Genomic DNA, 26,808 nt, shown 5'->3' with positions numbered 1-26,808 from the left:
GCATGCCTCAGATTAGAGGCGATAGTTTAGCCTGCTTGCTGAAAATTTGATAGTATCGATAAAACGTTTTTAGCGGTAGATTCCTGCAATGATAAAATCAAACAACCATAACCGTAGGCAGTTTAGCCAGTCTATTATGGCACTAATTGTCTTTGCAAGCAGTGTCAGTGTACATGCCGCTATTATAAGTGATAATAGTGAGCGCCGTATCGTAGTGCGTCAGAGTAATAGTGACAGTAGTAATGCCTATATCACGCCCTCTAATAATGTTGCCAAACAGCGTCCCGGCGTGACTATGTTGAATGGGACTAAGTCGAATGGGGGAAACTCATCAGGTGGCGATAGTATGCAAAGCTTGATTGCACAAAAGCAGCGTGATTTCAATATTGATGCCAGCATATCTATCGAAGAAAGCAAACGCGTCAGTATCAACCGCCGCCAGCCCATCTACAATACAACCTACAGTAATAATAGCTACAGCACAGCAAGCAATACTTATAATAGCGCTTATAACGACTTTACCAGCATGGATTTCAATGCATGGCTCAATAGTAACAGTTACCGTGCTAGGCAGGTGGCAGAGTACCAAAGCTATCTGAGCTCGCGCGTAGGGGCGCGAAATGTACCGCCATTGTCTCAGTTACTGACCACAGCGCGTAGCTGGCAGAAATGCGGTTATGAGCCCTATCAATTGCCACCGCAAGAGCTGTGGTCGAATATCGTACCGACACTACATCTATATAGCGAATTAAAAAACCAAGGGATATTGCCACCGAGCACTGAGATACGTTCGGTATACCGCAGTCCTGGTCTCAATGACTGTGCAGGCGGTGCAGATGGTAGTAAACATATGAATGCTAGTGCGATAGATGTTTGGGTGCCAGAGTATGAAGATAATCTATGGCGTCTTAGTACTATGCAAGATGGATTATGTCAATTTTGGCAATATCAAGGTCAAGCCTATAACTTCGGTCTAGGGTTGTATTCTACAGGTGCCATCCATCTCGACACAGATGGTTATCGTAAATGGGGCTTCGACCATGCAAGTAGCAGCTCTTCTTGCCGTTACTAGCAAATAATTAGCAGATAAAAACCTAGATTTACATGGTAAAAGTAGATAGGGACGTTATAATATAGCGCTGATAAGTTCTAGGATAAAAGTAAATATAGAACGATAAGCTAGACGCATAAGTTCACTGAAAATTTGTTTGGTATTTATGGTTTATGCTTTAATGATAGTACTTTTCTTACCTATCTTTGTATCCTTGTCGCTCTTCAAGGAAGAAGATTACGTTATCACAAGCAGGGTTTATGACAAAGCAGCGCGCGACACTTAAACAGTACAGTCAGTCAAATAATAAGAACCAAGGCTTTTTTCGTTCAAGATATATGTATGGCGCGTTAGTAGGTACGGCATTTTTATCCGCATTACTTGTTAGTGCCTGCAGCCCACAAACGCATTCTGACAGCCGCTCATCGGTCACAGATAAGAATACAATCAGCCGTAATAATATTGAAAAAAACTCTAAAAATATTGAAGACGGTATTAAAAACTCTTATGCACGTTTGGCATCAAAACGCTCTGATGTCTGTCCGAAGCTAATAGAAGAAGGGCATGGCAGTCAGGTCATTGAGCGCCTTGCAGAAGTCATGGTAAACGACTATTGCGACTATTTTCTATACCCGCGAGATGGTCAAAGTATTTCAGTAGCAACTAACAGTCGTCAAATCGAGGCATTACTGATAGTTCCATCGCTGCATAACTTTGCTAATGGAGATTACCAGGTAACGTCTTATGACAAGCATATCATTCGATTGAGCTATAACGGAGCAACCCATAAGCCCAAAGACCTCAGTTATGATGTTGCAATGACCATTTCTGATAACGCGTATTTATAGTAGCGTCTATCATGAGATTTGTATCGCAGTGTTTTGAGTCTTGAAACGTCAGCTATGAGGGATGTGTTTCCTGTCCTTCATAGCTGATGTGGTTGATTTGTATATGTTCCTAAATAATCTATTTGTTCACTGGTTTATCTTTCCAAGGGTCATCTTGTCCCACAGTTACAATCAAAAAATCATCAGGCTTTAGCGTATCACGCATGGTTTGATTGACTTCTACAAGCGTGACCTGATCAATACGATTGGTATAATCAGCCAAGTAATTGTTCGGCAATTGATAAAAATTCATCATTCCTAACAAGCCGTTAATACCTGCGTTGCTTGCAAAGCCCATTGGAAAACTATTTTTTAAGTTGTCTGTTGTCAAGCGCATCTCATCCTGAGTGACACCTTTTTCTAGTGTCTTATTAATAACTCCTAAGCTTGCATCGATCGCTGCGCGCGCCTTATCGTTGCGCGTCGAAAACCCAATCTGATAAGGGCCTCGTGCTAGCATCGGACTCATTGAACCTGAAATACCATAGGTATAACCCAAGTTTTGTCTAACCTCAGTCATTAATCGCGCATTAAAATCACTACCTGCCATGATCTCATTACCAACTGCAAAATTGGTTTGTTGCTGCTGCGCCACAGCATCGATTGCACGTTTACTACCCAGTTGACCCATTAGGACAGTGGTTTGGGTACTTGGGAATGGGATGTGTATATGCTGCGCCGTAGTAAGGGGTGTGGGTTCAGGTAATTCTGCTGCGGCCTGTCCTGTAGGTAGCTTGGTGGTGATCTCTTCAGCCAGACGTTTCGCTTGGACTAATGTCAAATTGCCCGTCATAGCGATAGAAGCATTTGCTGCTACTAAATACCGATGTTTGAAGTCTAATAACTGCTGCTTTTGGATGGTAGGCACGCTTTCGAGTGTGCCTACCGAGGGGTGCGCATAAGGATGGTTGCCATACAATGCATTATTAAAAGCAATGCTTGCAAGGCTATTAGGGTCTTGTTTTTGCTGCTGTAAACCAACCAGTAGTCGTGCCTTGTTGCGTACTAGCACATCATCATTAAACGTAGGTTCACTCACCATCTGCGTCATCAAGTCAACAGCAGGTAGCAGATGCTCGTCATCAGATAAGCTGCGTAGTGAAACAATAAACATGTCTTTGTACGCGCTACTGCTCAAATTGATGCCTAAAGTTTCAACGGCTCGCGTGAATGCGTTTTCATCTAAACTCGTGGTACCTTGCCCAAGCATTGTCGCTGTCATGTTGGCGATGCCAAAACCATCTTTGTTGATGCTACCGTCACGCGCACTACCAGCGTTAAAGCGCAGGTCTATGTCGACGATTGGCAAGGCGGTGGTTTTTACGAATTTTACAGGGACGCCAGCCTTAGTTTTAAATTGTTGGATTGTTGGCACGGTGACTTTTAGAGGTTCGGCGTTATCAATACTAGTCAGCTTAGACAGTGCCGCAATAGGCGCACTGGCATCGACGACAGCAGGTGCGCGGTAATCTTCAGCACCTGTTGTCTCAGCTTGAGCGGTAGTAGTCAATATACCCAAAGCAAGTACGAGGCTGCTGCTAAGATATGACCATTTTTTCAATGAGCTAGCACTTGATATTTTCTGTCTTACTTGAGAGTCATACTTATTCTGAATCATGATGTTCTTCTTATTAAAAATACGTTTTTATCGTCATTTTTATTAGGCGCTTGATGATAGGCAGCCGTTACTTTGCTTGGTTTTGCTTTTCTTCGGGTGGCACGATATGCATCACCGTAAGGTTGTTCTTAACCAAGTATTTTTTACTGGCAGCCTGAATGTCATCTACACTGATACTATCGAGTTTGGTTGGCAGCTTGGCAAGCAATCTATCATCTAAACCAATAGACTGTAGCGAGCCTATCATACGTGCCTGTCCCTCCATACTATCTTGCGCATAAACCAAGCCTGTGACCGTATTGGTCTTAGCACGGCTGATTTCGTCGGCAGCAATGGGATCTGTTTTGAGCTTTTCTATTTCTGACGTTATGGCTTGCTGCGCTTGCTCTAAGTTGACACCTTCACGCGGTGTTGCCTGAATTAAGAATAGTCCATCGCCGCGATCGAGCAAGTCATAAGAAGTACCAACGGTAGTTAGCAGACCTTGCTCACGTATCAGTCGACTCTCTAAGCGTGCAGATAGACCACCGTCGAGTACGTCTTGAGCAAGGGAGAGGGCATAGGCCTGTTTTTCGTCATTTGCGCCTGCCGTCACCAAACTAGGCACGTTGTAACCCATTAAGAGAACAGGCACTTGGACGGCCTGCTCAGACTCTACTTTTTGATACCCTCGAAAGCCCTTTTGCGTGACAGCATTGCGTTTAGGTACGTCGCTTGGTGCAAGCGTGCCAAAATAGCGTTTGACTTGCGCGAGCACATCTTGTGGTTGTACGTCACCAACGATGACCAAAGTGGCATTGTTGGGTGCATACCATGTCTTGTACCAGTCTGTTAAATCAGAGAGTTTGATTGACTCAAGCTCACTCATCGGTCCAATGACAGACTCACCCTTCGGACTGTCAGGTAGTGCTAGCAGGCGAAATGACTCGTAAGCTTTGGCAAGTGGATTGTCATCAGTACGTTGACGGCGCTCCTCCATAACGACTTGATGCTCTTTGGCAAACTCTTTATCATCGAAAGTCAGATTTTTCATGCGATCTGCTTCAAGCTCTAAAGCCAAAGGCATGCGGTTAGCAGGAAACAGCTCGTAGTACCCCGTATAGTCATAGCTGGTAAAGGCATTGTTGACACCGCCAAATTTGGCAATCAACCGTTCATAATCGTCACTTGATACATCAGTGGTTCCTTTGAACATCATATGCTCAAGCACGTGTGAGATACCTCCCTTATCAGTTGGCTCATCTGCCGAGCCTACTCGATACCAGATTTGTGTCATGGCGACTGGGGCACGGTGGTCCTCTTTTATAACTACTTTTAGACCGTTTTCTAACTGATACTCATGTCGACCTGACATGTCCATTGCCAGTGCGGATGGCTGTGATTCTTGACTTGTGTCTGAACTAGGCTGCCCCGTACCATTTGCCGCGACTGAATTGGTAGCACTAGCTATAGGGTTAGTAGGCATCGTACTGGTCTGACAGGCGGTCAGTGACGCTGCTATCGCCAAGGCACAAGCAATACGTAATGGGTTGATCGGTAGTGGTAAATGCAATGGCATGGTATGGTCTACTTATATAAAATGATGACTAAAGAGAATGACGACAGTTATAGTAATAATGAATCGTAGTGCTAAGGAGTCATAGTAATAATGAACCTCATAAAGAGGTTTGAGTGCCTACCATGACACTAGCTGTGGGTCTGAACTCTTGCGTGGTGCTGCAGCCTGCCACAGACAATACTGTTGTCGTTAACAAAATAGCCGCACTGATATTGGTGATGCTTTTGTAGTGCTTAGATAGTAGAGACATGAGCATTTCCTAATAAAGAGTCGTTGATAGTCTTGGTAGAGTAGGCGAAGTCTAGCCAGTTACAAGTCAGAATTTTGTGTCCAAACCTTAAGCAAAACTTTCTAAAATTTTTGAGTGACTTTTAGAGCCGATATATTTTAATGATAGTCTATTATGGTAAGGGCTGAGCACGACTTTAATTATGCTAAAATAGGCTGAAATTCATTGTCACGTCGCTCATAAGCGTATAAAGACATAAAAATTTATCTACAATGAACAAATAATTGATAATGATAACTTTTAGGGCAAAATTATGAATAACCCAAACAATAACAACCGCGTAGTCATTAACTTAGATGATGGTCTTGATGACTTAGATGACGATGATATTACCTTACCCAGTCTACCGGTACAATCGGTGCCCATCGTTGATGATTCTGAGCGCGCAGCTGTACTCGAGGACAGTACGACAATCCAAGACATCTCAAATAACGATGCAGAAGAAAATATTGCTTTGGCCACGCCAATCATTATGACTGAAGAGCATAACGTACCTAAAGGAGATTCTGAAAGCTTCTCGAGTGTCACAGAGACAGATGTTGCAAACAACTCTGATACCGTGTCAACCGTACCCACCATGCCATTGCAAGAACAGTTGGGAGACACGCCAAGCGTGAGTCCAACTAACAGCAGCAGTATACAAACTGATAGTCCAAAAGAGCCAGTAGAAGAACCAGTAGAGCCGCAAGAGAATAAGAAAAAAGGCAGCTGGTTTAACCGTATGAAAACGGGACTCAGTAAGTCACGTAAAAACTTGGCCGAAGGCATGGTCAGTATTCTTATCGGTGGTAAAGAGATCGATGATGAGCTGTTAGAAGAGGTCGAAGATCAGTTATTGGTTGCTGATATTGGGGTCAACGCGACCAACCGTATCATTAAGAGCCTCACCGAGCAGACTGCTCGTGGTGATCTGATCTATGCACACTCTTTATATAAAGCCTTACAAAGTGAGCTGGTTGATATTTTGACGCCTAAAGTTGAGCCATTGTTCATTGATACCAGCAAGAAACCATTTGTTATTTTAGTGGTTGGCGTTAATGGTGTGGGCAAGACGACAACCATTGGTAAACTTGCCAAGCGCTTACAAGGTGAAGGTAAATCAGTCATGCTAGCAGCAGGTGATACGTTCCGTGCAGCAGCCACCGAGCAGCTGCAAATTTGGGGTGAGCGTAATGATATCCCAGTCGTTGCGCAAGGGCATGGCTCTGATAGTGCTTCTGTCATCTTTGATGCCATGCAATCTGCCAAAGCCAAAAATATCGATGTCCTTATAGCCGATACAGCTGGTCGTCTACAGAATAAGACACATTTGATGGCAGAATTAGAGAAGGTCGTACGCGTGATGCGTAAGGCTGATCCAAGCGCACCGCATGAAGGTATGATCGTACTCGATGCTGGTACGGGTCAGAACGCCATCAATCAAGTTGAGTTATTCAACAAGGTTGTACCTCTGACGGGTATTACTATTACCAAACTGGACGGCACTGCTAAAGGGGGCGTAGTATTCAATATCGCTGAGACGACAGATGTGCCTATCCGCTACATTGGTGTAGGTGAGTCTATTGATGATTTGCGCGCCTTTAGTCCAAAACAATTTGTCGCCGCTTTGTTTGAGACCGACGATAAAGAATAAGAGAGCCAGTTTAATTGGTAAATTATTTTTAAAAGAATAGGGAAGTAGACGCCATGATAGTTACCATAGCAGCTGTTGGGTCATATCAATTTACTTTGATCGCACATGTCAATGAGCATAACAGCGAGCCCAGCCGTCCCATGCTTGTTGAAGCCAACTGGCTGCTGGTAGGTAACTCATGGCATAGCTCAAAATCTGTCCCTAAAATCAAAAAGTATTACGATATGTCAGATGAAGATTTTACCTTTATAGATAGTAATAGCCTAAGCATGAGTGACCCTGCTCAAGCGTTATTAATAGAAACGATTTTCCAACTCAAAGATTACGCTGCTGGTAAGCGTAAGACACTGGATTTACCTTTGGATTTTTCTATGGGTACTGAGTTTCAGCAAAGAGTATGGCAGGCACTGCAGGGTATTGAGTATGGCGAAACCATTAGCTATGCCACACTCGCCCAGCGTGTCAACAGTCCAAAGGGATTCCGTGCGGTCGCGCAGGCTAACGGTAAGAATCCTTTTAGTATCATCGTTCCTTGTCATCGTGTCATTGCGAGCGATGGCAAGCTTGGTGGCTATACAGGCGGGCTGGATAAAAAAGAATATTTGCTAGCGCTTGAAAATGCATGGTATAAAAAGTAGTTTTATTTATTTTTTCCATAGAAAAAAGGGCCAAACACATCAGTATTTGGCCCTTTTTTTGAACTGCTGATAAGATTATGCTTCAAGCTGCGCCATGACATCAGCAGAGAAATTCACATTAGTATAAACTTCTTGCACATCATCCGCATCTTCTAACATATCAATCATTTTTATGATCTTTTCAGCATCGTCGACATTATCGATTTCAGCCGTGGTAGATGGCGACATAGTCACCTCAGCATTATCAGAAACAAGACCAGCCGCATTTAGAGCATCTTGGACTTTACCGAAACTTTCCCATTCAGTAATGACAAGCAAACTCTCACCATCGTTTTCGATATCAACGGCACCAGCATCTAGTGCTACTAGCATCACCTCGTCCTCTAAGCTCACATCATTGAAAGTGATCTCACCGCGTTTGGTAAACAGGTAAGCCACTGAACCTGATGTACCAAGGTTGCCATCACATTTGGTAAAAGCGTGACGGACTTCACTTACCGTACGATTGAGGTTGTCAGTCATGGTTTCGACAAGTACCGCCACACCGCCAACACCGTAGCCTTCGTAGCTGACTTCTTCCATATTTTCGTTATCGCCGCCGCCTGTACCACGGTCGACAGCACGGTTGATCGTGTCACGAGTCATGTTGACCGATAGGGCTTTTTCGATAGCGGCACGCAAGCGTGGGTTTTTATCAGGATCAGGATCACCTTGTTTGGCTGCTGAGACGATTTCACGGATAACTTTGGTAAATATCTTGCCTCTTACTGCATCCTGACGGGCTTTGCGGTGTTTAATATTTGCCCATTTTGAATGGCCTGCCATATAACATCCTTAGATTCTACGTATTATTTTTTGTGGGTAAAAAGAATTATAGTTGCACTCTTTAGTATGTGATTGTCTGATTCCATACTATCATTACTTTGTCTACTTGAGGTAGTAGCGCTACTGGCACGTTAACGATTTGTATGTTGTTAAAGGTGCTTTTTTGCTACACTGTGGCAACTTATAGATTGTACTCACTATGATAAGTGAGCGATATTATAAACCAGTTTTAGCCGTCTTGACCAACTTGCCCTTATCCATCACATTTTAAATCATTGAGTGCTATCAAGCCATTGATTTTATAAAGTACTGATTCTATGAAGCAACCCACTGCCGAAGCTCTGACACACTTGCGTAACCGCATACACATCATCATCGAAGGGACAGATACCCGCTCGGGTAAGCTTTTTGATATTGTTTTGCTGATTGCGATTTTGGCCAGTGTTGCTGTTGTCATGCTTGATAGTGTGCTGTATATGCGCTTGCAATATGGCACCTTGTTTTTTTATGCAGAGTGGTTTTTTACTATTCTGTTTACCATTGAGTATGTGCTAAGACTGTTCTCAGCACCCAACCGCTTACGTTATGCTTTTAGCTTCTTTGGTATAGTGGATTTACTGTCTGTACTGCCGAGTTATTTGAGTTTGATGTTTGTGGGCGTGCAGTATCTACTGGTGATACGAGTATTGCGTATTTTACGTATATTCCGTGTACTCAAGCTCAAAGCCTACATGCAACAGGCTGGTTTTTTGGCCTCTGCACTAAGGACCAGTCAACAGAAAATTACGGTATTTTTCTTATCACTTGTACTGCTTGTGACTATCTTTGGTTCCATTATTTACGTGGTAGAAGGGCCTGAGAATGGGTTCACCAGTATCCCACTGTCTATCTACTGGGCGGTCGTCACGATGACGACAGTTGGGTATGGTGATATGTCGCCCAAGACACCGCTAGGGCAGGCAATCGCAACCATGGTCATGATCACAGGTTATTCGATTATTGCGGTACCGACAGGTATCTTTACCTCTGAGCTTGCTCGTAATATGCGTCCACAGCTCAATCCAGTGACTTGCCCCAACTGCGGTAAATTTGGACATGCCGTAGGCGCAGACTTTTGCGATCGCTGTGGTCATGCGTTACATATTTAGTGAGCCATTTTTTAGCCAGTAACCAGTTGTGTAGCAACCGTTAGACGATTCATTAGGCTTCAATGTATTCGTCAACGAGTGGTGATAGGTCGATTTCGACATCTAGATTGACCAAGTTCCAATACTGTCCTGATATGGTACGATCCAACATCATCGTTGTGGCGGAAGGCTGAAACTGTCCAAAGTATTTCAATGACGTGCGCATTTGGGCAATAGCATCATGATGTATCTGACTGCTGCCAAAATCAAAGGCACCTTCTTGATAAGGGCTAATAGATAAAGGTTTTAGGCCAATCGATAGCCATTTTTCATAGAACTCACCGGGGATGTTTTTGTCATCTTCACGGCGAATATCTAGAGCGACAAGGTCTTGCTCGAGTGCGGTCACATCGCCTTTAATAGCATGTCTTGCGAAACGACGGAACAGTTGGACTTCGCTATCGCTATAGCTACGAATACCGCCAAAATCATAGGCAACTACGCTACCGTCATGACGAAAGGCGAAGTTACCTGGATGTGGGTCACAATGCATGCGGTACAAGCCAAATAGCTGTCCTGCGGTAAAGTGAAACAAACGCTCGGCTATTTTTTGTTTTATATCATTGTCCCACGTTGCGGCAACCGTCAGTGTTTCTCCCATCTCTTCTGTCAAAGTCAAAATCCGTCTGGAAGAATGGCTACTGATAACCTTAGGAATGATAAGTCCTTCATCGTCTGCATGAAAAGCACCAAACACACGTAAGTTATGTGCTTCTTTAATGTAGTCAAGCTCATCGTGTAGGCTTTGGCGAATCTCATTAAAAAGCTGCTCTTGTAATTGCTTGCTCATATTGAGTACGCCGGCAATTTTTAGCGCCATGCGAACTTGTTTGAGATCACTATCACAGTTTTCATCAACATCAGGATATTGGACTTTGACCACCACTCTTTGACCAGAGCTCAAAACGGCCTTATGTACTTGTCCGATAGATGCTGCGGCAAATGGCGTCTCGTCAAACTCACTGAATAACTCTGGCATAGGCGCGTTGAGTTCACGCTCGACTTGCGCACGTATCTGCGCATAGGGCATTGGCGGGGCATCTTTTTGGAGCTTTTCTAGAGCAGTGGCAACCTCAGGTGGAAACACATCTTTGTATTGTGAGGCAATCTGTCCTACTTTCATCACCGCACCTTTCATCTCACCCAAAGTTTCGGCAATCTGAACACCCACATCTTGCATCAAGTCTGAACGAGCTTGCAGTCGCTTTTCTTCATCGCTTGAGAGGTGCTTAAATGAGTTTTTAGCGGCTTTACCGGCGATGCTTGCTGTCATACCAGCGAGTTTCATAAAGCGCTTTCCGGACGTTTTTGCCATTCATATCACCATATAGTGGGTTGTGTGCTCAGCTGTAATTCTATTATTTTCATCAGACAATTACTGTTTGACTACTGTGTGAAAGATAAGAAGAGATTGACAGTATACATAAAGAGGTCGATAAACAACGAGCAGCACATTAAGTGTTTATCTGATCTGCATAAATAGTGCGTAGCCAATAGTCGAGTGCCATCTCATAGCCCATATGACCCAAACCACAAATCACACCCACAGCAACATCACTCAAATAAGAATGATGCCTAAAAGGCTCACGCGCATGCACGTTTGACAAATGCACTTCTATAAATGGTTTTTGTGTGGCCAATAGCGCATCACGTATGGCTACAGAAGTGTGGGTAAATGCAGCAGGATTGATAATCACTGCATCGACTTGGTCAGTTTTGTCTGTGAGTAAGCCATGATGTTGGATCTGATCCACCAGATCGCCTTCATGATTTGACTGTATGCACACCAGCGTAACACCATATTTGGCTGCCCGCTCAACCAGGCGTTGCTCGATATCTGCTAATGTCATATAACCATAAATCTCAGGTTCACGCTTGCCCAGTAAGTTTAAATTGACACCATTAACCAATAGCAGTCTACGGGTAAGTGTCCGGTTAGTATCTTGGTGAGCCGTTTTTTGAGATTTAAGGGATGAAGAGGAGGACGTCATAATACTCTCTGTCGCTATCGAAAAATGCGAATGATCTATTGTAATGGGAAAGTTTCTACGTAATAAGCTTGTATAAGCTGATTGACGCTATCCATTTATCATAACAGCTTGCTGAACGGGTTATAAAAAAATTATATAAAAAATTAAATTAGGTATTAAAAAGCGTGTTAAAAGTCTTTATGTTGCTAAAAACCCGTGCTATGATATTTTTTATGCAATAAACATTGCAAGTTTGTTACAGTCATGAGTACAAAGGATAGGTTGTTCAAAAAAACTGTTTTTTGTACAAGCAATACAAAGATGACTGTAGTGAGAGCAGTACTCTTAAGTTTTTGATTTCATAATCTTAGACCCCGTTTATATGCAATGTTGCAAAGGAATTTGGGGCTAAGCGGACTTTTTTAGGAAGTAATATTATGTCAGCTCGTGAGCAAGGTATCGTTAAGTGGTTTAATGACTCAAAAGGCTTTGGTTTCATTCAACGTGACAGCGGAGAAGATATTTTTGTCCATTTCCGCGCGATTCAGGGTGATGGTTATCGTTCTTTGAAGGATGGCGAAAAAGTTGAGTTCAGTGTGGTAGAAGGTGATAAAGGCCTTCAAGCTGAAGAAGTCAGAAAGTTAGAAGAGTAATCTATTCAGACATTTAAACGGTTTAGTTATAAGGTCTGTACGAACTACTGATATACTACTGAGTCAAGCCCATCTTGTCTTACCATGTTGAGTTAACGGCAGCATATTTGGTAGGTCAGGTGTCGGGCTTGGCTTTTTTTGTGCCTATATGTCTGACAGTTATTTATAGAGACAACGTGGCTATCATTACTGGTCACGCTTGTAGCAGCATAGAGATTTATCGTGAGCTGACTTGTGATTGGTGAGATACAATCAATAAATTTAAAAGGATATTTTTTTGAGTAATTTTACAACGTTCACTGATTTGCCACTTTCAACCGCGACTTTGCGTGCAGTAAGTGATTTGGGTTTTACGGAACTAACCCCTATCCAAGCAAAAATCCTACCGCATACACTAGCAAATCAAGACGCTATCGGACAGGCACAGACGGGTACAGGTAAGACAGCAACATTTCTGCTGACCATTATGGAGGCGTTACTCAAGCGTCCCTTTACTACCGATGAAGAGCGCTATTTGGGTGAGCCACGTGCAGTGGTTATGGCGCCGACACGTGAGCTTGCTCAGCAAATATTTGATGACTGTATAGCATTGACCAAGTACACGTCACTGCATAGTGTTTGTATTATGGGCGGTACGAACTACGAAACTCAGCAGCATGAGCTTGAGCGTCAATACGTTGATATTTTGGTAGCAACGCCAGGTCGTCTGATTGATCTTGCCAATAAAGGCATGGTCTATCTTGACCGAGTAGAGGTGTTGGTACTAGATGAAGCAGACCGTATGCTAGATATGGGTTTTATTCCTGATATCAAACGCCTAGTAGGCCGTATGCCGGCTAATACTGATCGTCAAAGCTTACTGTTTTCTGCCACTTTTAACCAAGATGTCATGAACTTAGCCTATCGCTGGTTACATGAGCCACAGTTCGTTGAAATCGAACCAGAGCACAAGACCAGCGAGTTGGTTGATCAGCATTTTTACTTATTGACAGAAGATCAGAAGTTAGAAGCCCTAAAGCGTATTATCAGCGATAAAACTGTTGAAAAAGTCATTGTGTTTGCCAATCGTAAAGACCAAGTTAAGCGTCTTTATCACAAACTGCGTCAAGACCATAAGATTGTTATGTTGTCAGGTGATGTGATTCAGCAAAAACGTGAGAAATATTTGCAGCGTTTTAAGGATGGTCATGCTTCCATTCTAGTAGCAACGGATGTTGCAGGGCGCGGTATACATGTTGATGATGTCAGTCACGTGGTCAACTATACCTTACCTGATCAGCCAGATGATTACGTGCATCGTATTGGTCGTACTGGCCGTGCTGGACAAACCGGTATTAGTATCAGCTTTGTTAGCGAAGATGATGCGTTTAACATACCAGCACTAGAGAAGCATTTAGAGACTAAATTTTCGCTTGAACAGTGGCAAGAATAGTTGCTATGAGTTGAAAACTACTTAGATCATTATCATCAAAAATAAGTAACGTTAGAAATCAACCTAATGAAAAATAAGCCTCATGCAAAATAAAAAGCCCTCGATATCACGCAGATATCGAGGGCTTTTTATGCGATTGCTTTTACATAACGACTAATAGCTATTTATGCAAATAATGCAATCAAATATCATTCTGATACAGATGTAAAATCAATGGGCATGATGCATAGACGCAGTGTCATCATCCGTATTATGCCCCATGTCTGGATCGTGGTCCATATCCATATCATGCATACTATGATCCATATTGGACATGTCGTGATCCATTTGACTCATGTCATGGATGTCTGTCTCAGACATCATAGTAGAGTGGCTACCATGATCCATTTGTGCATGACCACCTCCGTGTCCGCCATGCATACTTGTCATAGCGATAGGGACGACGGCCACCGCCAACCCTGAGAGCACCATGATAGCGCCGTTTAGCTGTCTTAGACGAAAGCGCCCAATCTTGTCACGTAACCAGCCGACGGTCTCATGCGTTGCCACCAGCATCGGTATAGTCCCTAAGCCGAACACGAACATTAATGCCGCACCGCTTAGCGGATTGTGAGCGACCACGGCAATCAGTAGGGCACCATACACTAAGCCACAAGGCAAAAATCCCCATAGCAGACCAGCAGTGAGTGCTCGCGGAAATGTATTGAGTGGAAATACCTTTTGACGAAGCGGGCTTAAGTACTGCCAAAAACGCATACCAAAACGTTCAAGCTTGGTCAAAAAGGGTGCACCTAGCATGGTCGCACCGACAAAAACGAGTATCATGCCCAACAAGATACGCGGCATGCTATTGCCTTTCATTAGCGGCTCTAATAAGGTAATACCAATAAAGCCTGCGACCAAACCCAGCAAAGCGTAACTACTCAGACGCCCCAGATGATAGGTAGCAACCAAAGCGCGGCGTTTGGTGGGGCTAACGTCTTTCATAGACAGACCGAATGCTGTCACAAGGCCGCCACACATACCCAAACAATGCGGCGAGCCAAAAAACCCCATCAGCAACGCTGCAATAAGTAAAGCTATAGTCATGGATACCTCTCCTAAAAGTTATACATGCTGTGTCTACAGGCACGGTTATGGTCTAACGAAAGATCATCATAATGTATGAATGAAGTTTAGTTTTTTGGGCTTGTATCTCTATTAGAATGAACCCCGTCTGTGTCAACATTGTCATCTAACGCTATTGGCTCCTCAGATGTCTGAGGCTGCGTTGAGTGATCATGAGCATGCATGGTTTGCCTGCGCTCTTGACGGTCATCTAATATTATACGCTGTGATGCATTGTCCAAATCTTCAAATTGATTTGATTTTACCGCATAACGCACTGCCCAAATAGCAACCACAAACAGCATAAGACTTAGCGGAATTAACAAAAATATACTGAGCATGGCGAATCTCTTAAATAGCAGTGTCTTTTATTATTATACACCCATCTCAGAGGTATGGGATGATCCGTAGTGATTGGTGCAAGCTCTTAGACAGTAGCAAGCCAGCAATATGACCGTGTAGAGGCTTATTCATCAGGCTTCATTTCATCAGACTCTTTTGTCGGACGACCTCTTGGCGTCATCAACTGCTGCGAGGTCACATCATCGGCGAGGCGACAGTCCATCTGTGGCCGTATCACATCACGCAGGTAGGCGGCGACTTCATAGACTGCGCGCCGTGAGTGAGTAAGGTTTTGTGCAGGTTTCATCCAGTCGCGCTTAACTGGCAATGGCGCGCTTAGCGGTGTGCTGTTGATGCCATTCAAAGCGAATTGCCTGCGGGCACGTGCCATATGATAGCTATCGGTAATAAGATAAACGTGATGTAGCGGAATCCGTTTGGCCGTAAAGCGTGCATTTTCACAAGTATTCATACTGGCGTTTTCACTTATTAGCCCATCGATACCATGCTCAATCAGCCACTGTCCGAGCCAAGGTGCTTCAGCACCACTGAGTACTATAGGTAAAGGAAGATCGTGATAAGCGCCTGCAGCAGTGCGTGCACGATTCAGGCTATAGCGATTGAGAATGATTTGATTGTTATTGTCATTGGTTAGGCCACCACCTAGCACCACGTAAGCAGTAGGCGGGGAGCTTGTAGCGATAGGCGGTATCTTGGGTAGGGGTAGTAATGTAAAGACATAAACAACCGCTTGCGAAAATAGGGGGGTGAACAAACTAATCAATACTAAAATAATAGACGTCGAGCCTAGTATAAAAGTAATATTAATGATGCGAAACAGCTTGAGCATTCGTTCAGCTGAACGTAAATAGTTTCGCCACAAGCGTTTAGACCATGATTGTTTAGACCACATGCTCATCGTGTCCAATCGAGCCATCAGCATTTACCCAAACTGGCTCACGTGATAGCTGAATAGCAAACTTTTCATATACAAGCTCGGCAATATAGTGCTGGGCGGCTGCTACATCTGCTTGCGTTGCCTGGTAAGGGGCGTGATTGGTAAGTACAAGTGCTTGCTGCTTATGCGTAAAAATAGGCGTGATACCACCACCTTTTAGACCTGCTTGCTCGATGAGCCAACCTGCAGCAACTTTGACCATAGCATCGGGCATCGGATAACCAACGATGGTAGGATAGATTGCTTGCAGTGCTATAAATTGAGATTGATCAATGATAGGATTTTGAAAAAAACTACCACAATTTGGCAGCTGTTTGGGGTCTGGCAGTTTCTGCTGACGAATCTCTATAATCGCTTGCATCACATCAATAGGAGTAGGATGCTTGCGATCTTGCTGCTCAGCATAGCGCTGCGCCACGGTTTGGACATCGCCATAGCTGGCTAGAATATTGGTTGGGTCGGTATGTAGTCTAAACCCCACACGGCTAATTAGCCACGTATTTGGCGCACGCTTAAAAATACTGTCACGGTAGCCAAAATCGCAGTCGGTAGTCGATAGATTGTGCCACGTTTTGCTGGGTAAATGATACGCACGTACATACTGTAAGCGGTCCTCTAGCTGCACCCCATAAGCACCGATATTCTGTACTGGTGCTGCACCAGTCAGACCTGGTATCAGTGCAAGGTTTTCTAGCCCATACCAGCCTTGATTGACTGTATATACAACTAGATCATGCCAGTTTTCACCAGCCATTACCTCAATATCTACATAATGCTCGGTTTGAGCAGTCACATGAATACCGCGCATATTTGGCTGCAAGACCACCGCATTTAACGATGCTGGTAATAAGACATTACTACCGCCAGACAACACAAATAGTGAAAGATCATCTGCCGTAGCCTCGGTACCAGATGCCATAAAGTCATCAAGCTGCGCCTCATCTGTCAACGTCACTGCAAAATCAGCCGCGCATGCCAGTGCCATTGTATTGCTATGGGACAAATCAACTGAACGATTGGACAGTACGCTCACTGCGCAATCAGTTGTGGTCGTGGTTTGAGCGTCGAGATCAAGGCGTAGAGCTTGGGTCATAACATAGCCTATATGGCAAATAAATAACAAATGACAAACTGTTCATTATAAAGGATAGCGCATGCAAAAGTCGTAGAAATACAGACTTTATGACTAGCAGGCTTTCCAACTCTCGATCCAAGCTTGTGCGCTTGATTCGATGCGCTCGATTACTTCTTCGAAGTCATCACTTTCCCCTTTATAAGGATCTGGCACATCGCTGCCACAATAGGTAGGATCTTCTTCGCTGAATAGTGCTAATTTGGCCAAGTCGTCCGTTGTCTCTGTGATACCGTCTTTAATAGCTTGCAAGTCAGCCAAATTCTGTGAGTCCATTGCCAAAATTAACTCAAAATCTCGAAAGTCAGTGGCACTAACTTGGCGTGCCACTAATTTATTGATTTTATAGCCATGAGATTTGGCATGGCGCTGTGAACGTGCATCGGGCGTATCACCGACATGTGAGTCACTGGTGCCTGCTGAGTCTATTTTTATCGATAACCCAGCAATGGCCGCTTGCTGACGAAAAACTTCCTCAGCGGTGGGTGAACGACAAATATTTCCCAAACAAACCAGTAGTATGGAAGAGGGAGTACAGGCTTTCATCAGCATAATATGACCTTCTATAACAAAAAAACATGCTATAAGAGTCTAGCATTATTAATGCGACTTTTATTAGCATGTCATTGATTAAATCAGCTACTAGCGTAACGCTTAATACCTTGAATGGCAAGGGTAGAGACTAGACAATAGCGTCATTAAAGAATGGCTGTATGTCTATGTTTATGGGAGCAGCTAATATGGGTGTGACCGTATATCAATCCTGATTATTTTTAAAGCGTTGTAAATCACGGCGTTCTTTTTTATTGGGTTTGTTATCAGGGCGAGCGAGGTTGGCAAGTTTACGCTGCTCAGCATAATAGGCGCGCCGCGTCTCGCTCTCCTTGGTCTCCGAATAGAGTACCTCAGCTGCGCTAGCGTTACCGCGCTGTGCAGATAGCGCCTCGACGACGACTGTCTTTTCGGTCATAGCGGTCGCTGAACCTTGGCGAATGGTTAGCTCATCGCCCACCGAAATCTCTTTGCTGGTTTTTACGCGACTACCACCGTAGTGAACACGTCCGCTCTCAATAGCTTGCTTGGCAAGCGTGCGGGTACGATAAAACCTTGCTGCCCACAGCCATTTGTCCAGACGAATTTTGACCAGTGCTTGACTGTTAGTATCGGGATTTTTCTTCATAATCATCCTTTTGCATTCGTTTTTATATCGATTTATGTCTTTATACAAATAATATTAGGGCAACTTTGATATTTGCAAATGGGCATTTATGACTTTGGTTTTTATAAAGCTGATTTTTATGGTTATGGTTATAACTATGATTACGATACTCAGGATTAAATATCACAATGGAAAAAGCGACCAATCATATGAAAGGTCGCTTTTTGTAAATCATTTGAGGAAAGTAATCTTAGAGGGTCACTTCATGAACGCATTATCTCAAGAATAGTTGATAGCCAATGTTGTCATTGACCGTCGTACAGTCGTAACCAATATCCAAGAGAGCATCTTGTAGCTGGCGTGAGTTACCCTCGGATGCTTGCAGTCCGACCAATACACGACCTTCAGCAGCACCATGATTGCGATAATGGAAAAGCGTGATATTGAAGTCATCACCCAGCTTTTCTAAGAAAGTAAGCAGTGCACCCGGTCGTTCTGGAAATATTACTTGTAGTAACTGCTCGTTTTCGACCTTGGCATGACCACCAATCAAGTGACGAATATGCGACTTGGCGATATCATCATCGGTCAGATCATGAGCGATATAACCATCGTCTGCCAGCTGACCACTGATGGTTTGACGCTCTTTTTCGCCCTCTTTTAGCGCAATACCAACAAATATAGAGGCAGGTTCCATAGAGTCTGGTGATTTTTTGCTGTCAGCACGGTAGTTAAACTCAGTGATATTGCGACCATGTAGGCTGCGACAGAAGTTCAAGAAAGCACCCGTTGTTTCAGGAATAGTAACCCCAAAGATGGCTTCCTTTTTCTCACCGATTTCTGTACGTTCAGCGATATAACGTAGACGGTCAAAATTCATATTGGCACCGCACACGATACCCACGCAGTTCTTACCTTGTAGGTTGTTGGCATTAATGTATTTTTTCATACCTGCCACTGACAATGCGCCAGCAGGCTCAACGATACTGCGATTTTCTTCAAAGATGTCTTTGACAGCGGCGCAGACTTCATCATTGGTACAAGTGATGACTTCAGGTTCAACGATGGGACCTGAGTTATCGCTCTTTTGCGTACGCACAACGTTAAAAGGCAACTCACCAATCTGTGCGACTGCCACACCATCAACGAATAATCCGACTTGCTCAAGTTTGACGCGCTCACCTGTTTCCAGTGCTGCTTTTAGGCAGGCTGACTGTTCGGCCTCTACTGCGATGACTTTGACGTGCGGCGCCACTTCTCCCAAAAATGCGGCAACACCTGAGATCAGACCGCCGCCACCGACGGCAACAAATACATAATCCATATTGCGCCACTGCTGGGTCAGCTCAAGACCGATGGTGCCTTGTCCTGCGATTACCAACTCATCATCATACGGCGGTATAAAGGTGAGTCCTTCACGCTCAGCACGGTCAATCGCATAACGGTTTGCCTGATCGAAGCTATCACCATGCAGGTCCACATTGCCGCCCAGTGCTCTGACGGCATCTACTTTGATATCAGGGGTAGTGGTTGGCATAACAATGATATTGTTTAGCGACAGTTTACGTGCAGAGTAAGCCACGCCTTGCGCATGATTACCTGCTGAAGCACAGATGACGCCGCGCGCTTTTTGCTCGTCGCTCAACTGACTAATACGGTTGTAGGCACCGCGCAATTTGAATGATTTAACGGGCTGCAAATCTTCACGTTTGAAACGAATGTCGTTGGTAAAACGTTGGGTCAGCTTGGGTGCCGTTTCAAGTGGTGTTTGAATAGCAACGTCATAGACGGTGGCTTGTAGTATGGCTCGTACCCAGTGTGACAGCATAGTAATCCCTAAACAGAATGAATATAAAAATGAAATAGATTAGCCTATGCTGATTTTGAGTATCTTGCAAGACTCAATTGCAGTTTTCTTAGGGTTTCATGCCTGAATAGGTATGACGTAGAGCTGTGTGATCAACATCTGTAAGCTACGATCAAACCACATGACTAAAATGCACGACAATACATTAGAATTAGGATTGCGCTAACATCCGTTAATAGCATCGGTTATAATAGCCGCGCATTTTACTTCTTTTAAGACCATACGTTTATTTTCCAAGGATTTATGATGAGTGATCAGCAAGCACAAAAGCAAGCCGCGGCCCGCGCTGCCCTAAGCTATATCGAAGACGATATGATACTTGGGGTAGGGACAGGGAGTACGGTCAACTGTTTGATTGAGTTATTGCCGCAACTAAAGCTTGCTGGCGCGGTTGCCAGCTCACAGGTAACAGAAGATAAGCTGCGTGCGCTTGGTATCGACATCGTCGATTTAAATTTTGCTGGTACGTTAGACATTTATATCGATGGCGCTGATGAGGTCAATGAGCATTTGCAACTTATCAAAGGCGGCGGCGGTGCGCTGACTCGCGAAAAAATCGTCGCAGCAGCTTCTAACAAGTTTGTGTGTATGGTCGATGATAGTAAAAGCGTTGATATACTAGGTCGCGCGTTTCCAGTACCGATTGAAGTACTGCCACAAGCTCGCTCTTATGTCGCACGTCAATTAGCCAAATTGGGCGGTGAGCCTGTATACCGTGAAGACTTTGTCACCGATTATGGTAACGTTATCTTAGACACGTATGACTTGGATGTCAGTAATCCAATCGCGCTAGAAAAAGAGCTGAATAATATCGTAGGTGTGGTCTGTAATGGTATCTTTGCGGCCAATCAAGCGGATGTGCTATTAAAAGCTGGGGCAAATGGCGTGACGACACTTACACGCTAATACAGTCTTAAGAATATAATCTCAAGCTTTTATTCAAATAGAAAAGCCGTCCAAATCTGGACGGCTTTTTTGTTTCTGAACGTATTAATAACTTATCTTATCATTTACCTTACTAGCTTTTTACAGGCTGGTTTAAGCTAGGCAGGTAGTTTGATTTTGTCTTTTAGTAAAAACTCCATCAATGCTTTTTGCGCATGTAGACGGTTTTCGGCCTCATCCCAGACGACAGAGCGCGGATCGTTTAGCATGTCATGTGAAATCTCTTCGCCGCGATGGGCGGGCAAGCAATGCATAAACACCACTTCAGGGTCGGCTTTGTCCAATAGAGACGGCGTCACTTGATAAGGGGCAAAACGACGTGCACGGGTGTTTTGTTCTGACTCTTGTCCCATACTTGCCCATACATCGGTGACAATGAGGTTGGAGTCTTTTGCCGCATCTTGGACGTTTTCTACCAAGCTCACACAGTGTGAGAAACGCTCCATAAGCTTTGGATCAGGCTCAAATCCATAAGGCGCTGCCACGCGCAGCTCAAAACCAAACTGGTTAGCCGCTTGCATGAATGATGAGCACATGTTGTTGCCATCACCCACCCACGTGACGATTTTGTTTTCGATACTGCCGCGATGTTCATAATACGTCTGCATATCAGCGAGCAATTGACAAGGATGGTAGTCATCGGTCAATGCATTGATAATAGGTACGCTTGAATATTCAGCAAAGGTTTCTACTTTTTCGTGACCAAAGGTACGAATCATAATGATATCAACCATGCTAGAAATCACGCGAGCGGAGTCTTCTAGTGGCTCGCCGCGACCGAGCTGAGTATCATTGGGTGACAAAAATATAGCGTTACCGCCAAATTGCCCCATACCCGTTTCAAAAGAAATACGGGTGCGGGTAGAAGATTTTTCAAAGATCATACCAAGCGTACGACCAACAAAAGGCTGATATATCTCGCCTGCATGTTGCATCTTACGCAATTCGCTTGCACGTTTGATCAGGTTTTCTAGTTCTTGTTTGGTTAAATCAGATAAAGTTAAAAAATGGCGCAAACTCATAGTAATCCTAGCAGTCGATCGCAGTCAGTGAAACGTCATCAGGGTTCAATAGTATCGCGTCAGGGCGTATACTGGGTTGACAACAAACTTTTAGTATAGCGTATTTACTTTCAATGTAAACGTGCAATTTTACCAAGATTAAATAGCCTGCAAGCTAGACTAAAAATGATTCGGTAAGCCAAAAAATTATCAAACTCAAGCATGTTCTGATCATTATGCCTGTATACGATTCGGGCGTATGCTTAGGCGGCATAGCAGCTCATAGCTAATCGTACCAGCATGTCCCGCAACCTCATCGACACGTGGCGTATCGCCCCAGAGGGTAACGGTACTGTCCAAAGCCAGACTTTCTGGTGCTTTGCTGACGTCTATGACAATCATATCCATCGCTACACGCCCAACTACAGGACAGCGGTAGCTCTGATTGCTATTGGCATCGATGACTGTGACATAAGCGTCGTCATTAACCACACGTGGATAGCCGTCCCCGTAACCGACACTAACGAGTGCCGTTCGGGTGTCTTGCTGCGCTTGCCAGCGGCTGCCATAGCCGATAGCATCATTGGCACAGACCGTCTGTAGTGCCATGATTTGCGCACTGAAATCCATTGCTGGCTGTAAATCTAAAGTCTGCGCACTCTTATCTGTCACAGGCGAGCTACCATATAGGATAATACCGGGACGGACCCAGTCATAGTGGTGCTCTGAAAAGTTAACAATGCCAGCAGAATTGCACAATGAGCCTTTGATATCTGGGCTAATGGTGTCTTTTAGAGTCGCTAGCACGCTTGAGAAACGCTCAATTTGCATGGCATTTAATGGATGGTCATGATCATCAGCGTTGGCAAAATGCGTGGCTAGGATCAATTGATAGCCAGCGTCATGCAGGCACTTGGCTGCTGATAAAACACCCTCAGCATTGAAACCTAAACGGTTCATACCCGTATTGTATTTGAGCCAAACCACGCTGGTTGCACTATTGGCTGGCGGGACATTTTGTAGTGCCCATTCCAACTGTGGTTCATGATGAATCACGCAGCTAATATCATGCTCAATCGCTTGCTGCCATTCATCAGCGCTAAAGGCGCCTTCTACGAGACCGATTGTTTTGTTCCAGCCTAGCTGTCTGACTTCTAGCGCTTCAGTCAAAGTTGCGACCCCAACGCCATCCGCTTGCTGTAGTGCTGGTAAGACCGCCGCCACACCATGACCATACGCGTTAGATTTGACCATGGCTAATACTTTGGACTGCGGTGCTCGCTTTTTTACTTCGTTAAGGTTATGAGTGATGGCTTTTGGTTTTATAGTGATGGTGCGCATAATCGCCTTCTTTGTAAGTAGAATTATGAAGTGATAAAGCCAGTGCGGCATCAATTGGGCTGATGCGGCACTGGCCATGTTATTAAACACTAAACATTAAAAACTATTTGTTAAGCTGCAACTGAGCCTTAATCTTCACAAGGCTTAGTATTATCAATCCGATATTTATAAGACTGGTTACTCGTCATTCTCAAAGCTAACGCCTTGATAGTACTCTGGCGTTAGATTGATAAAGCGCGTGAATTGCCCTTCAAAGCCCAAGCGAATAGTACCAATAGGGCCGTTACGCTGTTTACCAATGATGATTTCAGCCACACCTTTGTGGTCTGAGTTTTCATTATAAACCTCATCACGGTAGATGAACATAATCAAATCGGCATCCTGCTCAATCGCTCCAGATTCACGTAGATCCGACATGATAGGTCGCTTGTTCGGACGATTCTCTAGACTGCGGTTAAGCTGCGATAGTGCAATCACTGGGCACTCAAGCTCACGTGCGAGTGCCTTTAGACTACGAGAAATCTCAGAAATCTCGCCCACACGGTTACCATCTAGACTAGGCACTTTCATGAGCTGCAGGTAATCGACCACGATCGCACCCAAACGACCGTCATGGTTTTTGGCGATACGTCGGCAGCGAGAGCGCATCTCAGACGGTGGCAGGGCAGTACTGTCATCAATGTATAAGTGCTTTGATTGCAAATGCTGAATGGCATTCATCATCTTTGCCCATTCATCTTCATTCATTTGCCCAGAGCGCAAGTGCGTCTGGTTAATCGCGCCCCACGAGGACAGCAAACGCATCACGATAGATTCGGCAGGCATCTCCATCGAAAACACCACAACGGGCAAATCTTCATTAAACAAAATCCCTTCTGCCAAGTTCATCGCAAAAGTGGTTTTACCCATAGACGGACGCGCCGCGACAATAATTAGATCGCCCGCTTGCAAACCTTGTGTTTTGTTATTCAGCTCAGCAAATGGTGTCTGCAACCCAATCATGCCGTCAGGGTTAGATTTTAGCTCTTGAATCTTATCAATGACATTAGTAAGTACAGAGGTAATGCCAACAGGGCCACGTTGTTCAGCGCGCTTATTATGCTGCTCATTAATACTAAATATCTTGCCCTCGACATTGTCCAAGATATCACTGACGCTTTGGTCTTTTGGATTATAGGCCAGGGTCAGCATGTCATTACCCGTAGTAATCAGCTGACGCAGGGTCGATAGCTCACGCACACGCTGAGCGTAAGCGGTCAAGTTGAACAACGTCGCCGGACTTTGGCTCAAAATATCGGCCAAGTAGCTATCACCACCTGCGCCTTTGAGTAGCTTTTGCGCCTCTAACCAGTCGTGTACCATAACGGTATCGTAAGGCTCATTCACGGCTGCCAGATGGGCAACGGCATCAAAGATATATTGATGTCGCCCCGCATAAAAGTCATCTTTGGTGACGATATCGGCAATCTTGTCATACGCCTCTTCGATACTCATCAAAGACGCGAGCAATGCCTTTTCAATATCGATATTGTGCGGCGGTGTCTGATTCAGTAAGTCGTCGGTTTTATCGTTTTCTGCCATGAGTGCCTAATGAGTCAAAATGGGTATAAGAAAAGTGTCGGTGATAGTGCAAAACAGATATGGCACACCTCTACGATAGACGTACCAAAACATGGTTTGAGATTTGCCTGCAAATGCTACAATCAGAAGCGAAAGTTTAACACATAATGTGATTTTTTAGGCTGGGTAAGCAACTAAATCTACAGCAGTTGTTATGCGTAAAGTAAGAAGTGATACACAGTACCTAGACGTAAAAACTGAAAGTATTCACGGTAAATATAATAAAATCAAAAATTTATGGAAAATAAAGCTATGACTATGACAGCAGAAAAACGTCCATTATTAATCACGACTGGTGAGCCTGCAGGTATTGGCATGGATGTCGTATTGAGTTTGGCGGCAGAGGGCAAGCTACAAGATTTTGATCGCCCTATGTGGGTGATCGCCGATGCAAGCGCGATGCAAGTACGAGCAGATGAGCTTATTGCTGCTGGCGTACTGATAAAAGCACCTACTTGGCAAACCATTGATGTCAATGCAAATGATGTTGATATGAATACGGTCAAGCAAATACCACAGCAGGATATAGATGCTGATAGTGCTTTTATCATTCTTAACATTCCTTGTGCAGTATCAGTTGTGGGCGGACAAATCAATATTGCCAATTCAGCAATGGTGGCTAGGCAGTTAGATATTGCTCATCAGCTAGCAGTAAATGAAACAGTCGCCGCTATCATCACAGGTCCCTTGCAAAAATCGGCGCTCATAGATGCTGGTATTAAATTATTGGATGGCACTATGTTTAGCGGTCATACCGAGTTTTTTATGCAGCAAAGTGGCTGTGATAAAGTTGTGATGATGCTTGCCAACCAAGCGATGAAAGTGGCGCTGGTCACTACGCATCTGGCGCTAAAAGATGTACCTGCTGCCATCACTGCAGACAATGTGCGCCAAACGGTACAAATCGTCATCGATGATATGAGAGAGAAATTCGGTCTTGCACAGCCTCGTATCTTGGTATGCGGTCTTAACCCACATGCAGGCGAGGGTGGACATTTGGGAAGTGAAGAGATTGATATTATCAATCCAGTCTTGCAAGAATTTATCGATGCAGGTGTCAATATATCAGAGGCGATGCCCGCAGATACGCTATTCACGTCTAGGCATCTCGCCAATTGCGATGCGGTCATTGCTATGTATCATGACCAAGGACTACCTGTACTCAAATCGCACGGTTTTGGCGATACGGTTAATCTAACCTTGGGCTTGCCTTATATCCGCACCTCTGTCGATCATGGTACGGCGCTAGATTTGGCAGGACGGGGCGGGGCGAGTGCGACGAGTTTATACCAAGCATTGAATATGGCTAATGAGATGGCGGATAAGTCGCTTACTAGCTGATACCTTCTTTATGATGCATTGCCTTATAGGTATTGTTCACGTCGTACTTGATGATTCTGGTGCGAACAATGCCTATTTATGAATAATCAAATACGACCTAATATAAGTGGTTTCATTATATCGGTCTGTTTTGAGTAGTCTGTTAATGGGTTTGAGAGGTGAAATAGCTGGTTTCCTTGGGGTATAGCTTTTGAAACCATTTTTCTTTATATTGTCACTTAGACAGGCTGGGCATTTGATGTATAGTGTCATTT

At 44.3% G+C, this 26,808-nt stretch carries 25 protein-coding genes; 9 read left to right on the top strand and 16 right to left on the bottom strand.

Going from position 1 to position 26,808, the window contains the following annotated elements; translation table 11 throughout:
• Positions 1-88: 88 nt before the first annotated feature.
• Both ACTXGL_RS13000 and ACTXGL_RS12995 read left to right on the top strand, forming a co-directional pair.
• Positions 89-1,072, top strand: coding sequence for a D-Ala-D-Ala carboxypeptidase family metallohydrolase (locus tag ACTXGL_RS13000; RefSeq protein ID WP_443527159.1), 984 nt, complete (start codon positions 89-91; stop codon positions 1,070-1,072).
• Between the two features lie 239 nt (positions 1,073-1,311).
• Complete coding sequence (locus tag ACTXGL_RS12995; protein ID WP_443527158.1) at positions 1,312-1,899, top strand: hypothetical protein; 588 nt, start codon at positions 1,312-1,314, stop codon at positions 1,897-1,899.
• Positions 1,900-2,017: 118 nt separating this feature from the next.
• On the opposite strand, the gene ACTXGL_RS12990 is transcribed toward ACTXGL_RS12995, so the two are convergent.
• The 3 genes from ACTXGL_RS12990 to ACTXGL_RS12980 all read right to left on the bottom strand — a co-directional run bounded on the left by ACTXGL_RS12990 (position 2,018) and on the right by ACTXGL_RS12980 (position 5,364).
• Positions 2,018-3,556 (bottom strand): M16 family metallopeptidase, encoded by a 1,539-nt coding sequence (locus tag ACTXGL_RS12990; RefSeq protein ID WP_443527157.1) that lies wholly within the window; start codon positions 3,554-3,556, stop codon positions 2,018-2,020.
• 67 nt (positions 3,557-3,623) lie between these two features.
• Positions 3,624-5,114, bottom strand: coding sequence for a M16 family metallopeptidase (locus ACTXGL_RS12985; RefSeq protein WP_443527156.1), 1,491 nt, complete (start codon positions 5,112-5,114; stop codon positions 3,624-3,626).
• A gap of 97 nt (positions 5,115-5,211) precedes the next feature.
• Positions 5,212-5,364 carry a hypothetical protein gene (locus tag ACTXGL_RS12980; RefSeq protein ID WP_443527155.1) on the bottom strand — a complete coding sequence of 51 codons (153 nt, stop codon included), beginning with the start codon at positions 5,362-5,364 and terminating at the stop codon, positions 5,212-5,214.
• A gap of 760 nt (positions 5,365-6,124) precedes the next feature.
• Between ACTXGL_RS12980 and ftsY the strand changes: the two genes are divergently transcribed.
• Both ftsY and ACTXGL_RS12970 read left to right on the top strand, forming a co-directional pair.
• Positions 6,125-7,036: a signal recognition particle-docking protein FtsY gene (gene ftsY / locus ACTXGL_RS12975; protein WP_443527188.1), complete on the top strand. Its 912-nt coding sequence runs from the start codon at positions 6,125-6,127 to the stop codon at positions 7,034-7,036.
• 53 nt (positions 7,037-7,089) lie between these two features.
• On the top strand, positions 7,090-7,674 hold the full coding sequence (locus ACTXGL_RS12970) for a methylated-DNA--[protein]-cysteine S-methyltransferase (protein ID WP_443527154.1): 585 nt from the start codon (positions 7,090-7,092) through the stop codon (positions 7,672-7,674).
• A 75-nt stretch (positions 7,675-7,749) separates the two neighbouring features.
• Here ACTXGL_RS12970 and ACTXGL_RS12965 read toward each other — a convergent pair whose 3' ends face one another.
• A complete protein-coding gene (locus ACTXGL_RS12965; RefSeq protein WP_443527153.1) occupies positions 7,750-8,499 on the bottom strand; it encodes a YebC/PmpR family DNA-binding transcriptional regulator in 750 nt (249 codons plus the stop codon).
• 317 nt (positions 8,500-8,816) lie between these two features.
• On the opposite strand from ACTXGL_RS12965, the gene ACTXGL_RS12960 reads away from it, so the two are divergent.
• On the top strand, positions 8,817-9,647 hold the full coding sequence (locus ACTXGL_RS12960) for an ion transporter (RefSeq protein WP_319051928.1): 831 nt from the start codon (positions 8,817-8,819) through the stop codon (positions 9,645-9,647).
• A gap of 52 nt (positions 9,648-9,699) precedes the next feature.
• Here the strand turns inward: ACTXGL_RS12960 and ACTXGL_RS12955 are convergent, their stop codons facing one another.
• Positions 9,700-11,001 carry an ABC1 kinase family protein gene (locus ACTXGL_RS12955; protein ID WP_443527152.1) on the bottom strand — a complete coding sequence of 434 codons (1,302 nt, stop codon included), beginning with the start codon at positions 10,999-11,001 and terminating at the stop codon, positions 9,700-9,702.
• Between the two features lie 139 nt (positions 11,002-11,140).
• A complete protein-coding gene (gene aroQ, locus ACTXGL_RS12950) occupies positions 11,141-11,677 on the bottom strand; it encodes a type II 3-dehydroquinate dehydratase (protein WP_443527151.1) in 537 nt (178 codons plus the stop codon).
• Between the two features lie 416 nt (positions 11,678-12,093).
• Here aroQ and ACTXGL_RS12945 point away from each other — a divergent pair, with 416 nt between their 5' ends.
• Both ACTXGL_RS12945 and ACTXGL_RS12940 read left to right on the top strand, forming a co-directional pair.
• Entirely contained in the window at positions 12,094-12,309 is a 216-nt protein-coding gene (locus ACTXGL_RS12945) for a cold-shock protein (RefSeq protein WP_319051931.1), read from the top strand.
• 277 nt (positions 12,310-12,586) lie between these two features.
• Positions 12,587-13,741, top strand: coding sequence for a DEAD/DEAH box helicase (locus ACTXGL_RS12940; protein WP_443527150.1), 1,155 nt, complete (start codon positions 12,587-12,589; stop codon positions 13,739-13,741).
• Positions 13,742-13,951: 210 nt separating this feature from the next.
• Here ACTXGL_RS12940 and ACTXGL_RS12935 read toward each other — a convergent pair whose 3' ends face one another.
• The 7 genes from ACTXGL_RS12935 to ilvA form a co-directional block, all read right to left on the bottom strand.
• On the bottom strand, positions 13,952-14,830 hold the full coding sequence (locus ACTXGL_RS12935; RefSeq protein WP_443527149.1) for a sulfite exporter TauE/SafE family protein: 879 nt from the start codon (positions 14,828-14,830) through the stop codon (positions 13,952-13,954).
• 86 nt (positions 14,831-14,916) lie between these two features.
• Positions 14,917-15,189 carry a cbb3-type cytochrome oxidase assembly protein CcoS gene (gene ccoS, locus ACTXGL_RS12930; RefSeq protein WP_319051934.1) on the bottom strand — a complete coding sequence of 91 codons (273 nt, stop codon included), beginning with the start codon at positions 15,187-15,189 and terminating at the stop codon, positions 14,917-14,919.
• 125 nt (positions 15,190-15,314) lie between these two features.
• Positions 15,315-16,103, bottom strand: coding sequence for a YdcF family protein (locus ACTXGL_RS12925; protein WP_443527148.1), 789 nt, complete (start codon positions 16,101-16,103; stop codon positions 15,315-15,317).
• Positions 16,093-17,133 (bottom strand): UDP-N-acetylmuramate dehydrogenase, encoded by a 1,041-nt coding sequence (murB, locus tag ACTXGL_RS12920; protein ID WP_443527187.1) that lies wholly within the window; start codon positions 17,131-17,133, stop codon positions 16,093-16,095. Before murB ends, ACTXGL_RS12925 begins: the two co-directional genes overlap by 11 nt.
• Before the next feature lie 201 nt (positions 17,134-17,334).
• Positions 17,335-17,832: a low molecular weight protein-tyrosine-phosphatase gene (locus tag ACTXGL_RS12915; protein WP_443527147.1), complete on the bottom strand. Its 498-nt coding sequence runs from the start codon at positions 17,830-17,832 to the stop codon at positions 17,335-17,337.
• Positions 17,833-18,037: 205 nt separating this feature from the next.
• Complete coding sequence (locus ACTXGL_RS12910; protein WP_443527146.1) at positions 18,038-18,460, bottom strand: RNA-binding S4 domain-containing protein; 423 nt, start codon at positions 18,458-18,460, stop codon at positions 18,038-18,040.
• Positions 18,461-18,713: 253 nt separating this feature from the next.
• A complete protein-coding gene (gene ilvA / locus ACTXGL_RS12905) occupies positions 18,714-20,267 on the bottom strand; it encodes a threonine ammonia-lyase, biosynthetic (RefSeq protein ID WP_443527145.1) in 1,554 nt (517 codons plus the stop codon).
• A gap of 285 nt (positions 20,268-20,552) precedes the next feature.
• On the opposite strand from ilvA, the gene rpiA reads away from it, so the two are divergent.
• Complete coding sequence (gene rpiA / locus ACTXGL_RS12900) at positions 20,553-21,212, top strand: ribose-5-phosphate isomerase RpiA (RefSeq protein WP_443527144.1); 660 nt, start codon at positions 20,553-20,555, stop codon at positions 21,210-21,212.
• A gap of 137 nt (positions 21,213-21,349) precedes the next feature.
• Here rpiA and argF read toward each other — a convergent pair whose 3' ends face one another.
• The 3 genes from argF to dnaB form a co-directional block, all read right to left on the bottom strand.
• The gene (gene argF / locus ACTXGL_RS12895) at positions 21,350-22,273 is read right to left on the bottom strand and encodes an ornithine carbamoyltransferase (protein WP_057760398.1); all 924 of its coding nucleotides are present in this window, start codon (positions 22,271-22,273) and stop codon (positions 21,350-21,352) included.
• 213 nt (positions 22,274-22,486) lie between these two features.
• Positions 22,487-23,593 (bottom strand): alanine racemase, encoded by a 1,107-nt coding sequence (gene alr / locus ACTXGL_RS12890; protein WP_443527143.1) that lies wholly within the window; start codon positions 23,591-23,593, stop codon positions 22,487-22,489.
• A gap of 177 nt (positions 23,594-23,770) precedes the next feature.
• Positions 23,771-25,174, bottom strand: coding sequence for a replicative DNA helicase (dnaB, locus tag ACTXGL_RS12885; protein WP_319051943.1), 1,404 nt, complete (start codon positions 25,172-25,174; stop codon positions 23,771-23,773).
• 297 nt (positions 25,175-25,471) lie between these two features.
• Here dnaB and pdxA point away from each other — a divergent pair, with 297 nt between their 5' ends.
• On the top strand, positions 25,472-26,554 hold the full coding sequence (gene pdxA / locus ACTXGL_RS12880) for a 4-hydroxythreonine-4-phosphate dehydrogenase PdxA (protein ID WP_443527186.1): 1,083 nt from the start codon (positions 25,472-25,474) through the stop codon (positions 26,552-26,554).
• The last annotated feature ends 254 nt before the right edge of the window (positions 26,555-26,808 follow it).

The organism is Psychrobacter sp. T6-6 (genome assembly GCF_052258185.1).
Lineage (GTDB): Bacteria > Pseudomonadota > Gammaproteobacteria > Pseudomonadales > Moraxellaceae > Psychrobacter.
The sequence above is the reverse complement of the archived record's forward strand: the minus strand, read 5'-3'. Positions and strand labels throughout refer to the sequence as shown.

Excerpts from the sequence above, each read along its gene's own strand:
- ACTXGL_RS13000 (WP_443527159.1), top strand. The coding sequence starts at position 89 with ATGATAAAATCAAACAACCATAACCGTAGGCAGTTTAGCCAGTCTATT.
- ACTXGL_RS12995 (WP_443527158.1), top strand. The coding sequence starts at position 1,312 with ATGACAAAGCAGCGCGCGACACTTAAACAGTACAGTCAGTCAAATAAT.
- ACTXGL_RS12990 (WP_443527157.1), bottom strand. The coding sequence starts at position 3,556 with ATGATTCAGAATAAGTATGACTCTCAAGTAAGACAGAAAATATCAAGT.
- ACTXGL_RS12985 (WP_443527156.1), bottom strand. The coding sequence starts at position 5,114 with ATGCCATTGCATTTACCACTACCGATCAACCCATTACGTATTGCTTGT.
- ACTXGL_RS12980 (WP_443527155.1), bottom strand. The coding sequence starts at position 5,364 with ATGTCTCTACTATCTAAGCACTACAAAAGCATCACCAATATCAGTGCG.
- ftsY (WP_443527188.1), top strand. The coding sequence starts at position 6,125 with ATGAAAACGGGACTCAGTAAGTCACGTAAAAACTTGGCCGAAGGCATG.
- ACTXGL_RS12970 (WP_443527154.1), top strand. The coding sequence starts at position 7,090 with ATGATAGTTACCATAGCAGCTGTTGGGTCATATCAATTTACTTTGATC.
- ACTXGL_RS12965 (WP_443527153.1), bottom strand. The coding sequence starts at position 8,499 with ATGGCAGGCCATTCAAAATGGGCAAATATTAAACACCGCAAAGCCCGT.
- ACTXGL_RS12960 (WP_319051928.1), top strand. The coding sequence starts at position 8,817 with ATGAAGCAACCCACTGCCGAAGCTCTGACACACTTGCGTAACCGCATA.
- ACTXGL_RS12955 (WP_443527152.1), bottom strand. The coding sequence starts at position 11,001 with ATGGCAAAAACGTCCGGAAAGCGCTTTATGAAACTCGCTGGTATGACA.
- aroQ (WP_443527151.1), bottom strand. The coding sequence starts at position 11,677 with ATGACGTCCTCCTCTTCATCCCTTAAATCTCAAAAAACGGCTCACCAA.
- ACTXGL_RS12945 (WP_319051931.1), top strand. The coding sequence starts at position 12,094 with ATGTCAGCTCGTGAGCAAGGTATCGTTAAGTGGTTTAATGACTCAAAA.
- ACTXGL_RS12935 (WP_443527149.1), bottom strand. The coding sequence starts at position 14,830 with ATGACTATAGCTTTACTTATTGCAGCGTTGCTGATGGGGTTTTTTGGC.
- ccoS (WP_319051934.1), bottom strand. The coding sequence starts at position 15,189 with ATGCTCAGTATATTTTTGTTAATTCCGCTAAGTCTTATGCTGTTTGTG.
- ACTXGL_RS12925 (WP_443527148.1), bottom strand. The coding sequence starts at position 16,103 with ATGTGGTCTAAACAATCATGGTCTAAACGCTTGTGGCGAAACTATTTA.
- murB (WP_443527187.1), bottom strand. The coding sequence starts at position 17,133 with ATGGCACTGGCATGCGCGGCTGATTTTGCAGTGACGTTGACAGATGAG.
- ACTXGL_RS12915 (WP_443527147.1), bottom strand. The coding sequence starts at position 17,832 with ATGCTGATGAAAGCCTGTACTCCCTCTTCCATACTACTGGTTTGTTTG.
- ACTXGL_RS12910 (WP_443527146.1), bottom strand. The coding sequence starts at position 18,460 with ATGAAGAAAAATCCCGATACTAACAGTCAAGCACTGGTCAAAATTCGT.
- ilvA (WP_443527145.1), bottom strand. The coding sequence starts at position 20,267 with ATGCTGTCACACTGGGTACGAGCCATACTACAAGCCACCGTCTATGAC.
- rpiA (WP_443527144.1), top strand. The coding sequence starts at position 20,553 with ATGAGTGATCAGCAAGCACAAAAGCAAGCCGCGGCCCGCGCTGCCCTA.
- argF (WP_057760398.1), bottom strand. The coding sequence starts at position 22,273 with ATGAGTTTGCGCCATTTTTTAACTTTATCTGATTTAACCAAACAAGAA.
- alr (WP_443527143.1), bottom strand. The coding sequence starts at position 23,593 with ATGCGCACCATCACTATAAAACCAAAAGCCATCACTCATAACCTTAAC.
- dnaB (WP_319051943.1), bottom strand. The coding sequence starts at position 25,174 with ATGGCAGAAAACGATAAAACCGACGACTTACTGAATCAGACACCGCCG.
- pdxA (WP_443527186.1), top strand. The coding sequence starts at position 25,472 with ATGACAGCAGAAAAACGTCCATTATTAATCACGACTGGTGAGCCTGCA.